The organism is Pseudonocardia benzenivorans CB1190 (genome assembly GCF_000196675.2).
GTDB classification, from domain to species: Bacteria; Actinomycetota; Actinomycetes; order Mycobacteriales; family Pseudonocardiaceae; genus Pseudonocardia; species Pseudonocardia benzenivorans.
Map to the genome: position 1 here is coordinate 3,000,304 of NC_015312.1, position 13,821 is coordinate 3,014,124.

At 74.9% G+C, this 13,821-nt stretch carries 15 protein-coding genes; 9 read left to right on the forward strand and 6 right to left on the reverse strand.

Annotated features, from left to right (window positions below; genetic code table 11):
• Positions 1-14: 14 nt before the first annotated feature.
• Entirely contained in the window at positions 15-1,361 is a 1,347-nt protein-coding gene (locus PSED_RS14285) for an MFS transporter (RefSeq protein WP_013674957.1), read from the reverse strand.
• A gap of 131 nt (positions 1,362-1,492) precedes the next feature.
• On the reverse strand, positions 1,493-2,356 hold the full coding sequence (locus tag PSED_RS14290; RefSeq protein WP_041761226.1) for a PaaX family transcriptional regulator: 864 nt from the start codon (positions 2,354-2,356) through the stop codon (positions 1,493-1,495).
• Positions 2,357-2,409: 53 nt separating this feature from the next.
• Between PSED_RS14290 and PSED_RS14295 the strand changes: the two genes are divergently transcribed.
• Positions 2,410-3,723, forward strand: a complete 1,314-nt coding sequence (locus tag PSED_RS14295) for an adenosylmethionine--8-amino-7-oxononanoate transaminase (protein ID WP_013674959.1) — start codon at positions 2,410-2,412, stop codon at positions 3,721-3,723.
• A gap of 105 nt (positions 3,724-3,828) precedes the next feature.
• Here the strand turns inward: PSED_RS14295 and PSED_RS14300 are convergent, their stop codons facing one another.
• Positions 3,829-4,608, reverse strand: a complete 780-nt coding sequence (locus PSED_RS14300) for a class I SAM-dependent methyltransferase (protein ID WP_013674960.1) — start codon at positions 4,606-4,608, stop codon at positions 3,829-3,831.
• 120 nt (positions 4,609-4,728) lie between these two features.
• Between PSED_RS14300 and PSED_RS14305 the strand changes: the two genes are divergently transcribed.
• From PSED_RS14305 to PSED_RS14325, 5 genes are all read left to right on the forward strand, one after another.
• Complete coding sequence (locus PSED_RS14305) at positions 4,729-5,868, forward strand: 8-amino-7-oxononanoate synthase (protein ID WP_013674961.1); 1,140 nt, start codon at positions 4,729-4,731, stop codon at positions 5,866-5,868.
• On the forward strand, positions 5,865-6,563 hold the full coding sequence (gene bioD / locus PSED_RS14310) for a dethiobiotin synthase (protein WP_013674962.1): 699 nt from the start codon (positions 5,865-5,867) through the stop codon (positions 6,561-6,563). The genes PSED_RS14305 and bioD overlap by 4 nt, the downstream gene beginning before the upstream one ends.
• The gene (gene bioB / locus PSED_RS14315) at positions 6,542-7,603 is read left to right on the forward strand and encodes a biotin synthase BioB (protein ID WP_049803406.1); all 1,062 of its coding nucleotides are present in this window, start codon (positions 6,542-6,544) and stop codon (positions 7,601-7,603) included. Before bioD ends, bioB begins: the two co-directional genes overlap by 22 nt.
• On the forward strand, positions 7,600-7,818 hold the full coding sequence (gene bsaP, locus PSED_RS14320) for a biotin synthase auxiliary protein BsaP (protein ID WP_013674964.1): 219 nt from the start codon (positions 7,600-7,602) through the stop codon (positions 7,816-7,818). The genes bioB and bsaP overlap by 4 nt, the downstream gene beginning before the upstream one ends.
• An 88-nt stretch (positions 7,819-7,906) precedes the next feature.
• Complete coding sequence (locus tag PSED_RS14325; RefSeq protein WP_086002805.1) at positions 7,907-8,446, forward strand: type II toxin-antitoxin system PemK/MazF family toxin; 540 nt, start codon at positions 7,907-7,909, stop codon at positions 8,444-8,446.
• 36 nt (positions 8,447-8,482) lie between these two features.
• On the opposite strand, the gene PSED_RS35305 is transcribed toward PSED_RS14325, so the two are convergent.
• Genes PSED_RS35305 through PSED_RS14335 form a run of 3 tightly spaced genes read right to left on the reverse strand, consistent with a single transcriptional unit; the run spans position 8,483 to position 10,052 of the window.
• Positions 8,483-8,617 (reverse strand): hypothetical protein, encoded by a 135-nt coding sequence (locus PSED_RS35305; protein WP_267939123.1) that lies wholly within the window; start codon positions 8,615-8,617, stop codon positions 8,483-8,485.
• A gap of 45 nt (positions 8,618-8,662) precedes the next feature.
• Complete coding sequence (locus PSED_RS14330; RefSeq protein WP_041759667.1) at positions 8,663-9,337, reverse strand: LON peptidase substrate-binding domain-containing protein; 675 nt, start codon at positions 9,335-9,337, stop codon at positions 8,663-8,665.
• A gap of 4 nt (positions 9,338-9,341) precedes the next feature.
• Complete coding sequence (locus PSED_RS14335) at positions 9,342-10,052, reverse strand: NUDIX hydrolase (protein ID WP_013674968.1); 711 nt, start codon at positions 10,050-10,052, stop codon at positions 9,342-9,344.
• A 174-nt stretch (positions 10,053-10,226) separates the two neighbouring features.
• Here PSED_RS14335 and nadA point away from each other — a divergent pair, with 174 nt between their 5' ends.
• From nadA to nadC, 3 genes are read left to right on the forward strand one after another with little or no spacing between them, the layout of a single operon-like run.
• Positions 10,227-11,222, forward strand: a complete 996-nt coding sequence (gene nadA, locus PSED_RS14340; protein ID WP_013674969.1) for a quinolinate synthase NadA — start codon at positions 10,227-10,229, stop codon at positions 11,220-11,222.
• A complete protein-coding gene (locus tag PSED_RS14345) occupies positions 11,219-12,922 on the forward strand; it encodes an L-aspartate oxidase (RefSeq protein ID WP_013674970.1) in 1,704 nt (567 codons plus the stop codon). The genes nadA and PSED_RS14345 overlap by 4 nt, the downstream gene beginning before the upstream one ends.
• Positions 12,919-13,812 carry a carboxylating nicotinate-nucleotide diphosphorylase gene (nadC, locus tag PSED_RS14350; RefSeq protein WP_013674971.1) on the forward strand — a complete coding sequence of 298 codons (894 nt, stop codon included), beginning with the start codon at positions 12,919-12,921 and terminating at the stop codon, positions 13,810-13,812. The genes PSED_RS14345 and nadC overlap by 4 nt, the downstream gene beginning before the upstream one ends.
• Positions 13,813-13,821 lie beyond the last annotated feature (9 nt).

Sequence of the window (13,821 nt, forward strand, 5' to 3'; positions counted from 1 at the left end):
CGGCGGTCGCGGCGTCAGGTCTTCGTGGTCGCCGCCTGCGCTGCCGGCGCCGGTGTGCGGGTGGCGCCCGCGGCGGGCATGAGGACCAGCGCGATCATCGACACCACCGCGCAGCCGACGATGTACCAGGAGATTCCGGTGCTCGACCCGGTGCTCGCCAGGATGGCCGCGGCGATCAGCGGCGCGGGGCCGCCCGCGATGACCGAGGCGAGCTGGTAGCCCAGCCCGGCCCCGGAGTAGCGGACGTTGGTGCCGAACACCTCCGCGATCAGCGCGGCCTGCGGGCCGTACTGCATGTCGTGGAAGATCAGCGAGACGACGATCGCGAGCAGCACCAGCCCGGAGATCTTCGAGTCGAGCAGCCCGAAGTAGGGGAAGGCGAAGGCGCCCGTCGCCACGACCCCGATGCCGTACATCAGCTTCCGCCCGATCCGGTCGGACAGGTAGCCGAACAGCGGCACGCTGACCAGCCCGATCGCCGCGGCCACGAGGGTGGCGTTGAGCAGACCGCTGCGCTCGAGCTTCAGCTTGCTCGTGCCGTAGGTCAGCACGAACGTGACGAACAGGTAGAACGGCGCCTGCTCCGACATCCGGACGAAGGCCGCGAGCAGGATGTCGCGCCACTGGGTGCGGATGACCTCGAGCAACGGCCGGCGTGCCACGGCCTGCTTCTGCCGGACCGCCGTGAACTCCGGCGACTCCAGGACCCGCAGCCGCACGTAGAGCCCGATGCCGACGAGCACGATGCTGGCGAGGAACGGGATGCGCCAGCCCCACGTCGTGAACGACTCGCCGGTCGTCGACGAGAGCAGCTGCACCATCCCGGTGGACAGCAACAGCCCCAGCGGCACGCCGAGCTGCGGCCAGCTGGCCATGAACCCGCGGCGCTTCTGCGAGCCCCACTCCATCGCGAGCAGGACCGAGCCGCCCCACTCACCACCGACCGCGACACCCTGCAGCAGCCGCAGCACGGTGAGCAGGATCGGTGCGGCGACGCCGATCGCGACGTAGCCGGGCAGCACCCCGATGAGGGCGGTGCCGATCCCCATGATCAGGAGGGTCACGACGAGCGTCGCCTTGCGGCCGATCCGATCTCCGTAGTGGCCGAAGATCGCGGCACCGACCGGCCGGGCGGCGAAACCGACGAACTGGGTGCCGAACGAGGCGATGATCCCGGCGTACGGCTCCGAGCCGGGGAAGAAGACGTGTGGGAAGACGAGTGCCGCCGCAGTTCCGTAGAGGAAGAGGTCGTACCACTCGATCGTGGTACCGACGGTGCTGGCGACGACTGCGCGTCGTCGCTGCGTTCTGTGGAGGGTCTGGGGCCCTGTCGTCGTCGGGCCGGCGTCCGCACTGGTCATCGCAGCTCCCCGATCAGCTGTCACGAGCCGGCAGGGCCACGGCGGCGCTGCCGGGTGCTGCGAGGCTCAGCGCCACCCGATCGAGTGTCAAACGGAAGGTCGGGCGAAACGTGCTTTCCTGACGAAACGCGTCAGTCGAGTGCCGAGAGCTGCTGCCAGTGCCGGGTCGCGGGCCCGTCCCAGCGTGAGTGCAGCGACTCGAAGAGCTCCGCCGCCCTGGCCCCCGCCCAGGCCCGGGGGAGCAGCTCGCCGGGCAGCTTGGGGTCGAGGAACGGGAAGCGGCGCCACGCGTGCACGAGCTGGATCTGCCGGACCATGATCGCGTCGGGGTCCGCCGGGCCGTCGTCGCCGAAGTCGGCGATGAACTCCTCGTAGGCGGACTCGAGCTCGGCGAGGTCCCACGCCTGGGCGACCATCGCGGCCTGCTCGCCGATCGCGCCGAACGGCCCGACGAACGAGCTGGTCACCTCGTCGAGCCCCAGATCACGGACGACCTCGGCGACCTCGTCCTGCTTGCCGGGGTCGGGGGAGATCCACACGCCCGCCGACGGCGAGCCCATCCCGGCCCAGGCCAGCCGCGTGCGCAGCCGGTGCCGCAGCTGCCGGCGCGACTCGGGCACGCTGACCAGCAGTACGAGCCAGCGCCCGTCCCACTCCGGACCGGGGGTGCCGAAGCCGTAGATGCGCGCGGCGCCGTCGGTGAGCAGCCTGCGGCCCGCCGCGGACAGCGACCAGCGGACCCGGCGGCCCGCGCGGTCGGAGGTCAGCAGGCCCTCGGCGGCCGTGCGCGCCAACGCCTGCCGTGCCGACTTCTGCTCGATGCCCAGCCGGCCGAGCACGTCGACCAGCACCTGCGTCCAGACCGGCTCCTCGCGCGGCAACACGAACTCGCCGAGCACGGTGAGGAGCATCGACCGCGCGCTCGCCGCACCCAGCTCACGACGACGGGACAACGCCGGACGGGTTCCGGACGACTCCTCGGCTGCGACGGACATGGTCCGTGCAGGGTAGTCGGCCCCGCCCGCGTCGCTCACTAGGCTCGTGTGCCGTGACCTCTCACGACGTCGGCACCGGCCCCGTCGCCCCCTCTGCCCTCGACCTCTCGACCGTCGACCGGGACCTCGTGTGGCACCCCTACGCGCCCATGCCGGCGACGGTGGCGCCGCTCGTCGTCGAGTCGGCCACCGGGGTGCGGCTGCGGCTCGCGACCGCCGGTGGGCCGGTCGAGGTCGTCGACGGGATGTCGTCGTGGTGGGCCGCGATCCACGGCTACCGCCACCCCGCGCTCGACGCCGCCGTCACCGCCCAGCTGGGCACGATGAGCCACGTCATGTTCGGGGGCCTGACCCACGCGCCGGCCGTCGCGCTCGCGCGCACACTCGTCGAGATCGCCCCCGGCGAGCTGGCCCACGTGTTCTTCTCCGACTCCGGCTCGGTGTCGGTCGAGGTCGCGATCAAGATGTGCCTGCAGTACCAGCGTTCGCGCGGGCGACCCGCCAAGCACCGGCTCATGACCTGGCGCGGCGGCTACCACGGCGACACCTTCGGTGCCATGAGCGTCTGCGACCCCGACGGCGGGATGCACTCCTTGTGGCGCGACGTGCTGCCGCAGCAGGTCTTCGCCCCGGCGCCGCCGGTCGCGTTCGAGACCGGCTACGTCGCCGAGTTGGCCCGGCTCGTCGAGACGCACGCCGACGAGCTGGCCGCGGTCGTCGTCGAGCCGGTCGTGCAGGGCGCGGGCGGGATGCGCTTCCACGATCCGCGGTACCTGCACGTGCTGCGCGAGCTGTGCCTGGCCAACGACGTGCTGCTCGTCTTCGACGAGATCGCGACCGGGTTCGGCCGCACCGGTGAGCTGTTCGCCGCCGAGCACGCGGGCGTCGCGCCCGACGTGATGTGCGTCGGCAAGGCGCTGACCGGCGGGTACCTCAGCCTGGCGGCGACGCTGTGCACCCCCGAGGTCGCGCGCGGCATCTCCGACGGCGAGGCCGGCGTCCTGATGCACGGCCCGACGTTCATGGGCAACCCGCTGGCGTGCTCGGTGGCGAAGGCGTCGGTCGACCTGCTGCGCCAGGGCGACTGGCGCGGGCGCGTGCGCGCCGTCGCCGACGGCCTGCGTGCCGGGCTCGCGCCCGCGCGGTCCCTGCCGGGAGTGCGTGACGTGCGCGTACTGGGCGCGATCGGCGTCGTCCAGCTCGACCACGAGGTCGACGTGGCCGCCGCCACCGCCGCGGCGGTCGGCGCCGGGGTGTGGCTGCGCCCGTTCCGCGACCTCGTCTACACGATGCCGCCCTACGTCTGCACCCCCGCCGAGATCGCGACGATCGCCGCGGGCGTGTGCGCCGCCGCCGCGGCGGGGTGAGTCGGGGCCACGGCCCGACGGCCGCCTGCCCGAACCTGCGCGAGTCCCGGTCCGGTGAGTGGCGGACATCAGCGCCGGACCTCGTCGGCGCGACGGCGCGGGGGATCAGGCCGGCTTGGTCCCGACGATCCCGAAGAGCCGGACCGTCGCCCGGATCGGCAAGCCGTCGCGCACGAACGGCTGCACCGCCTCCAGACAGGCGGCCCGGAAGGCCTCCTCGCCCGCGGTCTGGATCGCCTCGTAGGCCGGGCCGCTGGCGGTGAGCCCGCGGATGTAGTGCTCGGGGTCGGCGTACTCCATGACGAACGGGACCTCGAACAGCTCACCGGGCTCCAACCCGGCGGACGAGAGGAACGCGGCGGCGGCGCCGGGCTGCTTGAGCGCGACCATCGCCGACTGGTGACCGACCTGCTCCTGCGTCGCGAGCCGGAACGGGGCCAGCAGCCGGCCACCCGGCGTCGCGGCCATGTCGCCCCAGAACGTCAGCGCCACGGTGCCGCCGGGGCGCAGCACCCGGGCGACCTCGGCGATCGCGCCAGGGGTGGTGCCCCAGATGCCACGGAAGCTCGTGACCATGTCGAACGAGGCGTCGGCGAACCCGGAGTCGGCCATGTCGCCGACGCGGATGTCGCAGCCCGGGTTGCGCAGCCGCGCGACCTCGACAAGGCGCGGGGACGCGTCGATGCCCGCGCACCGCGCCCCCGCGATCCCGGCCAGCTCCAGCGCGAGCCCCGCGCCGCAGGCGACGTCGAGCAGGTCCACGCCGGGGCGGACGTCGAGCAGCCGGTGCACGAACACGTACTCCCGCACGGCGTGCGGCTCGGCCAGCGTCGCCCAGTCGACGGCCCTGCGGCCCCAGCCCTCGTCGACCATCTGCCAGCTCATCGCACCCCCTCGCCGCCGCCCGGGCCCGCCCGCGGGCGATCACCCGGTGAGTATGACTCCCACCCGAACGCCTCGGACGTCACATGCGCCGGGCGGCGGCGGGCACATAGGGTCGCCGACGTGGACGCCGCACCGGAGCACCCGCTGGACTGGCTGGACGAGGCCGCGACGCGGCGGCGCGCGGCCGGTCTGCGCCGCTCGCTGCGCCACCGCCCGGCCGAGGAACCCCTGCTCGACCTCGCGGGCAACGACTACCTCGGGCTCTCCCGAGACAAGCGCGTCGTCGACGCCGGGGTCGCCGCGCTGCGCACGTGGGGTGCCGGTTCCACGGGCTCGCGCCTGGTCACCGGGAGCACGACGTTGCACGCGCAGCTGGAGGACGCGCTGGCCGCGTTCGTCGGGACCCAGGCCGGGCTCGTCTTCTCCTCGGGCTACGCGGCGAACATCGGGGTCGTGACGGCGCTGTCGGGCGCGGGCTCGGTCGTCGTGTCCGACGGGGCCAACCACGCCTCGATCGTCGACGCCTGCCGGCTCTCCCGGGCCCGGGTCGTGGTGACCCCGCACGCCGACGTCGCAGCCGTCGACGCCGCCCTCGCCGCCCGCGCCGAACCGCGGGCGCTCGTCGTCACCGACGCCGTGACCTCGGCCGACGGCACCCTCTGCCCGCTCGCGGAGCTGCATGCGGTGTGCCGGGCGCGAGGGGCGGTGCTCGTCGTCGACGAGGCGCACGGCCTCGGGGTGCGCGGGGCCGGGGGCCGCGGGCTGGCCGCCGAGCAGGGTCTCGCGGGCGCCGACGACGTCGTGCTCACGGTGACCCTGTCCAAGGCGCTCGGCAGCCAGGGCGGGGCGGTGCTCGGGCCGCGCCGGGTCGTCGAGCACCTCGTCGACGCCGCCCGCACGATGATCTTCGACACGGGTCTGGCGCCCGCGGCCGTCGGCGCCGCGCTGGCGGCCCTGCAGGTGCTGCAGGACGAGCCGGGCCTGCCCGCCGCCGTCCTCGCCGCCGCGGCCGCGCTCGCCGACGCCGCGGGGGTGGCGGCCCCGCCGTCGGCCGTCGTGCCGGTGGTGCTGGGGGAGCCCGAGCGTGCGTTCGCCGCCGCGCAGCGCTGCGCCGAGCTCGGGGTACGGGTCGGGTGCTTCCGGCCACCGTCGGTGCCCGCGGGGACGAGCCGGTTGCGGCTGACCGCGCGCGCCGACCTCACCGACGCCGACTTCGACCTCGCCCGCCGGGTGCTGGTGCAGGTGCTGGCGGCCTCGTGAGCGTCCTGGTCGTCAGCGGGACCGGGACCGACGTCGGCAAGACCGTCGTCACCGCCGCGGTCGCCGCCGTCGCCGCGGCGCGCGGGGAGCGGGTCGCCGTGCTCAAGCCCGCGCAGACGGGGGTGGCCCCGGGCGAGCCCGGTGACCTCGCCGCCGTCGCCCGGCTGACCGGGGGAGCGGTCAGGACCCGTGAGCTCGCCCGCTACCCGGACCCGTTGGCGCCGCTGACCGCCGCGCGGCGCGCGGGCCTCGACCCGGTGACCCCGCGCGCCGCGGTCGCGGCCGCCCGCGAGCTGGAGCGCGACCACGACCTCGTCCTCGTCGAGGGTGCCGGCGGGCTGCTCGTGCGGTTCACCCCCGAGGGCACCCTCGTCGACGTCGCCGCCGGCCTCGGTGCGGCGGTGCTCGTCGTCGCCGCCGCGGGGCTCGGGACCCTCAACCACACCGAGCTGACGACCCGCGCGCTGCGGGCCGCCGGGGTGGCGTGCGCGGGGATCGTCGTCGGGGCGATGCCGGCCGCGCCCGATCTGGCGACGACCTGCAACCTGGCCGATCTCCCCGAGGTCACCGGGGTTCCCCTGGTCGGGGCGCTGCCGGAGGGCGCGGGCGCGCTCGACGCCCAGGCTTTCGCACCGGTCGCCCGTCACAGTCTGGGGCCCCGGCTGGGCGGGGAATGGCACACTCCGGAACCGTGAGCATCTCGACGACGACGTTGTCCGACCGTCCCGGCGACCCGGGTCGCAGCGACATCCTGGCCGTGGCCCGGGAGCAGGTGCTGGAGCGGGGCGAAGGACTGACCCGGGAGCAGGTGCTCGAGGTCCTGCAGCTGCCCGACGAGTCGCTCGACGACCTCCTCGCGCTGGCCCACGACGTCCGGATGCGCTGGTGCGGCCCCGAGGTCGAGGTCGAGGGCATCATCTCGCTGAAGACGGGCGGCTGCCCCGAGGACTGCCACTTCTGCTCCCAGTCGGGGCTGTTCGCCTCGCCGGTGCGCTCGGCCTGGCTCGACGTCCCCATGCTGGTCGAGGCCGCGAAGCAGACCGCGAAGACCGGCGCCACGGAGTTCTGCATCGTCGCCGCCGTCCGCGGGCCCGACGAGCGGCTGATGGGCCAGGTCGCCGCGGGCGTCGCCGCGATCAAGGACGCCGTCGACATCAACGTGGCCTGCTCGCTGGGCATGCTCACCCCGGACCAGGTGACCCGGCTCGCCGAGATGGGCGTGCACCGCTACAACCACAACCTCGAGACGGCCCGGTCGTACTTCCCGAACGTCGTGACGACGCACACGTGGGAGGAGCGCTGGGAGACCCTGCGCCTGGTCCGCGAGGCCGGGATGGAGGTGTGCTGCGGCGGGATCGTCGGGATGGGCGAGACGCTGGAGCAGCGTGCGGAGTTCGCCGCGCAGCTCGCCGAGCTCACCCCCGACGAGGTGCCGCTGAACTTCCTCAACCCCCGGCCGGGCACGCCGTTCGGCGACCTGGAGCAGATGTCTGGCCCCGACGCGCTGCGCACCGTCGCCGCCTACCGGCTCGCCATGCCGCGCACGGTGCTGCGGTTCGCGGGTGGCCGCGAGATCACCCTGGGCGACCTCGGCGCGCGCCAGGGCCTGCTCGGCGGGATCAACGCCGTCATCGTCGGCAACTACCTGACGACGCTCGGACGCCCCGCCGAGGCCGACATCGACCTGCTCGGCGAGCTGCAGATGCCGATCAAGGCACTGAACGAGACCCTGTGACAGCGCCCGTGCAGGAGCCTGCGGCCGACGGCGCGGCCCAGTTCTGCGACCAGTGCGGCGCCCCGGCCGCCGAGCCCGGCCACGAGCGCTGCGCCGCCCGCCGCACCCTGGAGCCGCCGCGCTTCTGCCCGCAGTGTGCGCGGCGGATGGTCGTGCAGGTCGACCCCTTCGGCTGGACCGCCCGCTGCAGCCGCCACGGCGAGACGCACTCCTGAGTCGTCCGTGGCAACGGTCGCCATGGCGACCATTGCCACGCACAGGGGTTGCGAGAGCCGGGCGGGCCGGCCTGACATGCTGTCGCGCATGGCGAACTGGGGGAACCTGCTCAAGCAGGTCGTCGACGTCGGGCTGAAGCTGCTGAGCAGCTCGAACCAGCAGCAGACCCGCCCGGGGCCCGCCCCGGCGCCCGCCTCGCGAGAGCCCGTCCGGCGCCCGCAGGGACACGGCGGCGTCCGCACCGCCCCGACGGCCGAGCGCGCCCGCACGATCGCCTACGCCCCCGACCTCGACGGTGCCGCAGATCCCGGCGAGATCGTCTGGGCCTGGGTGCCGTTCGAGGAGGACGCGAGCCAGGGCAAGGACCGGCCGCTGCTCGTCGTCGGCCGGGGCGGCGGAGCGCTGCTGGGGCTCATGCTCTCCAGCCAGCACAAACGCGACGGGGAGCCGGGCTGGGTGTCGATCGGCACCGGCGCATGGGACCGCGAGGGGCGCGACTCCTTCGTCCGGCTCGACCGGGTGCTGGAGGTCGGCGAGCACGACATCCGCCGCGAGGGCGCGATCCTCGACCGCGACCGGTTCGACCGCGTCGCCGACGAGCTGCGGTCGCGCTACGGCTGGCACTGACACCCGGCCACCCGCTCAGGGTCCGGGCCGCGTCCGTCAGGGCACCGACGCGGTGCTGCTCCCGGCGGTCAGCGAGGTCGACCGGTTCCCGGTGGCGACGGTGGTCGGCATGCACGCCGTCGACAGCTCGGTGATGACCGGGGTGACGCCCTCGCCCCGCTGGGCAGGCAAGCCCGGTCCGCCTGACGTCGGGTGGGGCCGCGTCGCCGGGGGACGCTAGTTCGAACTGTGCTCGACGGCGAAGCTCGTCATCGGCGCGGGGACGGCGCGCAACTGGGACAGCAGCCCGGTCTCGCGCGCGAGCAGCGCCCGGACGAGCCGCAGCCGCTCGGTCGGGCAGGTCTGCTCCAGCAGCCGCTGCCGGTCGGTGATGGGCAGCAGGCAGTCGGCCGCGAGGACGTGGGGGAGCAGGTGCGGGTCGACGTCGCCACCCGGCTCGGACCACTCGCCGTTCTTCCACGCCGTCGCGCAGTAGCGCCGGTGCGCGGCCCGGGCGGCCGCCGACAGCGCCGGCGTCAGCTCGGCGTGGGAGGGCTCGTCGTCGGGCAGGTACTCGACGGTGCCCATCAGGTACGGCTTGGTCGCGTCGTCGAGCTCGAGCAGCCGGAACCGTTGCACGCCACGGGTGACGATGTCGTAGCGGCCGTCGGGCAGCCGTCGCACGTCGAGCAGCTCGGCGGTGCAGCCGACGCCGTGCAGCCCGGCCAGGCCGTCCGCGTCGGGCGTCCAGCCCTCCCGCACGGCGACGACGCCGAACTGCTTGCCCGGCACCGCGCCCGTCACGAGGTCGACGGTCAGCTGGCGGTAGCGCGGCTCGAAGATGTGCAGCGGCAGTGACGACCCCGGCATGAGCACCGTCCCCAGCGGGAACAGCGGAATGGTCGTCGGCACCGGACTACGGTACGACGGCCCGTCCACCCTCGCCTGGCGGCCGCAGCACGGCGAAGGCGTCGGTGACGCGCAGGCTGCGGCGGGTGAACCGGAACAGCGCCGCGGGCCGCCCGCCGGCGGGACCGGGCGGGCAGACCGCGCCGGTCGGCTCGAGCTGACCGCGCCGGGTGAGTACCCGCTGCAGGTTCGTCGCCGAGACCGGGTGTCCCAGCGCGCCCGCGTAGATCTCGCGCAGCGCCGAGACGGTGAACTCCGCGGGGGCGAGCGCGAACCCGATGTTGGTGTAGGAGAGCTTGGCGCGCAGCCGGTCGAGCGCGTCGGTGACGATCTCGGCGTGGTCGAAGGCGGTGGGCGGCAGCGCGTCGACGAGATGCCAGGCCGTGTCGCCGGGAACGGCCGGGTCGGCGTCGGAGGGGACGAGCCCGAGGAACGCGGTCGCGACGACGCGCGCACCCGGGACCCGGTGCGGCGCGGAGAAGACGCCCAGCTGCTCGACGTGCGCGACGTCGCGCAGGTCGACCTTCTCGGCGAGCTGGCGGCGCACCGACTCCTCGACGTCCTCCTCGTCGCCCAGCCGGCCACCGGGCAACGCCCACCGGCCCTCGTCGGGCGCGATGGCACGCTGCCAGGCCAGCACGCACAGGCGCCCCTCGCGCACCTGCAGCACCGCCGCGAGGACCTCGTGGCAGGTGGGGAGCGCTGACGTGCCGGGCATGCGCCCAGCGTATGCGGCCCGGCGCGGCGGCCGGGACGTCACAGGGTGGGCCGGTGTTTCCGGAGCGTGAACGGCAGGTGAGTCCCTGGTCACCTCGACGGTGCCGGCGGACGACGGCGGCTGCTACGATCCCCTTGTTTTCGATTCATAGGCGAAAACAGGAGGAGGTGACCGATGAGCCCGACACAGGCCGTCGACGCGCCCATCACGGGTGCCGACTGGGTCGAGCAGGTCCACGAGCTGGCCCGCCGTCGGAACGCGGTCGTCCTGGCGCACAACTACCAGCTGCCCGAGATCCAGGACGTGGCCCACCACGTGGGCGACTCGCTGGCGCTCTCGCGGATCGCGGCCGCGGCCGACGCGGAGACCATCGTCTTCTGCGGCGTCCACTTCATGGCCGAGACCGCCAAGATCCTTGCTCCGGAGAAGACGGTCCTGATCCCCGACGCGGCCGCCGGCTGCTCGCTCGCCGACTCGATCACGGCAGACGAGCTGCGCGCCTGGAAGGCCGAGCACCCCGGCGCGGTCGTCGTCTCCTACGTGAACACCACCGCCGCGGTGAAGGCCGAGACCGATGTGTGCTGCACGTCGTCGAACGCCGTCGAGGTCGTCGAGTCGATCCCCGCCGACCGGGAGATCCTCTTCCTGCCCGACCAGTTCCTCGGCGCGCACGTCCGCCGGGTCACCGGTCGCGACAACATCCACGTGTGGGCGGGGGAGTGCCACGTCCACGCCGGCATCAACGGTGCCGAGCTCACCGCCAAGGCGCAGGCCGACCCCGAGGCCGAGCTCTTCGTGCACCCGGAGTGCGGCTGCGCCACCTCGGCGCTCTACCTGGCGACGGCGGGCGCGGTCCCCGCCGAGCGCGTCAAGATCCTCTCGACCGGCGGCATGCTCGACGCCGCCCGCCGGACCGGGGCGAGGTCGGTGCTGGTCGCGACGGAGGTCGGGATGCTGCACCAGCTGCGGCGGGCCGCTCCGGAGGTCGACTTCCGGGCCGTCAACGACCGCGCGTCGTGCCCCTACATGAAGATGATCACCCCGGAGAAGCTGGTCCGGTCGCTGCGCGAGGGCACCGACGAGGTGCACGTCGACCCCGAGCTCGCCGCCCGCGGGCGCGAGGCGGTGCAGCGGATGATCGCCATCGGCCGCCCCGGCGGTGGGGAATGACCGCGTCGGGACGGACGTCGTCGGGCTGGGAGGCGGGGGCCGACCTCGTCGTCGTCGGCAGCGGCGTCGCGGGGCTCACGGCCGCGCTCGACGCGGTCGCCGCCGGGCTGCGGGTCGTCGTCGTCACCAAGGACGAGGTCGACGCCGGGTCGACCCGCTGGGCGCAGGGCGGCATCGCCGTCGTGCTCGGTGACGTGCCCGGCGACGACACCGACCGGCACGTCGCCGACACCCTCGCCGCGGGCGCGGGGCTGAACGACGCTCGTGCCGTCGCCGCGATCGTCGAGGCGGGTCCGGCGGCGTTCACACACCTCCGCGCCCGTGGCGCGGTCTTCGACGCCGACCCGTCCGGGGGGCCGGGTCGGTTGGCGCGCACCCGGGAGGGCGGGCACACCGCCTTCCGGGTGGTGCCCGCCGGCGGCGACGCGACGGGTGCCGAGGTCGAACGCGCGCTCGTCGCGGCCGCTCGTGGAGTGGCGGGGCTGCCGCTGCTGGCCGGGCACGTCGGCCTCGACGTCGCGCTCGACGCGACCGGGCGGGTCGTCGGCTTGTGGGTCGCCGACGACCACGGCCGCCCGGGCCTGCTGCGCGCGCCCGCCGTGCTGCTCGCCACCGGTGGCTACGGCCAGCTGTTCGCGTCCACGACCAACCCCGCGGCCGTGACCGGCGACGGCATCGCGCTCGCCCTGCGGGCCGGGGCCACCGCGGCCGACCTGGAGTTCGTGCAGTTCCACCCCACGGTGCTCTACACGGGGCCGGCCGTCGGGCGCCGGCCGCTGGTCACCGAGGCCGTCCGCGGCGAGGGAGCGGTGCTGCGCGACCGCGCCGGCGTGCGGTTCATGACCGACGTGCACCCGCTCGCCGACCTCGCGCCGCGTGACGTCGTCGCCGCCGCGATCACCCGCCGGATGGCGCAGACCGGCACCGACTGCGTGTGGCTCGACGCCACCTCGATCGACGGCTTCGCCGCCCGCTTCCCGACGGTCTCGGCCTCCTGCCGCGACGCCGGCATCGACCCCCGCGTCGACCTGATCCCGGTGACGCCCGCCGCGCACTACGCGTGCGGTGGCGTCGTCGCCGACGTCGACGGGCGCACCGCCGTCCCCGGCCTGTACGCGGCGGGTGAGGTGGCGAGGACCGGGCTGCACGGGGCGAACCGCTTGGCGTCCAACAGCTTGCTGGAAGGTCTGGTCGTCGGCGGGCGCGCCGTCCGCGCGGTCGTGGCCGACCTCGCCGGACCCCGGGCGGCCCTCACCGATCCCGTCGCGCGGGGGGCCGCGGTACCCGTCGCCGACCGGCGCGTCGTGCAGCGGGCGATGAGCGCCTCGGCCGGCATCGGCCGCGACGCCGCCGGGCTCGCCGCGGCGTCCGACGCGATCGAGTCCGCCACCGTCCGGGCCCTGCCCGTCGACCGCGCGGGCGTCGAGGACGCCGCGCTCACCCTGCTCGGGCAGGCCGTGCTGGCCGCCGCGGGCACCCGACGCGAGACGAGGGGCTGCCACGTGCGCACCGACTTCCCCGACCGCGACGACGTCTGGCAGCGCGAGAGCCTCGTCGTCGCACTCGACGGCGACGGCAGGCCGGTCGTCGGCGACGGCCGGCGCATCGACGCAGCCGGCGACGGCCGGCGCATCGACGCAGCCGGCGACGGCCGGCGCATCGACGCCGTCGGCGGCGGCGTGCTGGTGGGTGTGGCATGACGGCCGGGTGGCTGGCCGCCGGCGTCGGCGGCACCACCGAGATCGGCGTTCCCGACCGCGACGACCTGCTGCGCGTCGTCCGCACCGCGCTGGAGGAGGACCTGCGCTACGGCCCCGACGCGACGACCGCGGCGACCGTCCCGGCCGACGCGGTGGCAGTGGGGGAGTTCACCCCGCGGCGCGCCGGAGTCCTGGCCGGTCTCCCGGTCGCGCGGGCGGTGCTGGACGAGGTGCTCGGGGGTGAGTGGGAGGAGATGGCGGCGCTGGAGGACGGCGCGTCGTTGACCGCGGGCGAGCCCGCGCTCGTCGTCCGTGCCCCCGTCCGTGGGCTGCTGACGGCCGAGCGCACCGCGCTCAACCTGCTGTGCCACCTCTCCGGGGTGGCGACGGCCACCCGGGCCTGGGTCGACGCGCTCGCCGGCACCCCTGCCCGCGTCCGCGACACCCGCAAGACGCTGCCGGGCCTGCGGCTGCTGGAGAAGTACGCCGTCCGCTGCGGGGGTGGGGTCAACCACCGGCTCGGGCTCGGCGACGCGGTCCTGATCAAGGACAACCACGTCGCCGCCGCGGGCTCGGTGTCGGCGGCCCTCGCGGCTGCCCGCGCCCTCGCCCCGGACCTGCCCTGCGAGGTGGAGGTCGACTCCCTCGACCAGCTCGACGACGTCCTCGCCCTCGGCGCGGAACTCGTGCTGCTCGACAACTTCACACCCGCGCAGACGGCCGAGGCCGTGCGCAGGCGCGGGGCGTCGCCGACGCTGCTCGAGTCCTCCGGCGGCATCGTGCTGGCGGACGCGGCGGCCTACGCCGCGACCGGGGTCGACTTCATCTCCGTCGGGGCGCTGACCCACTCGGTCACGGCCCTCGACCTCGGGCTCGACCTGCGTCAGTAGTGCGCTGGA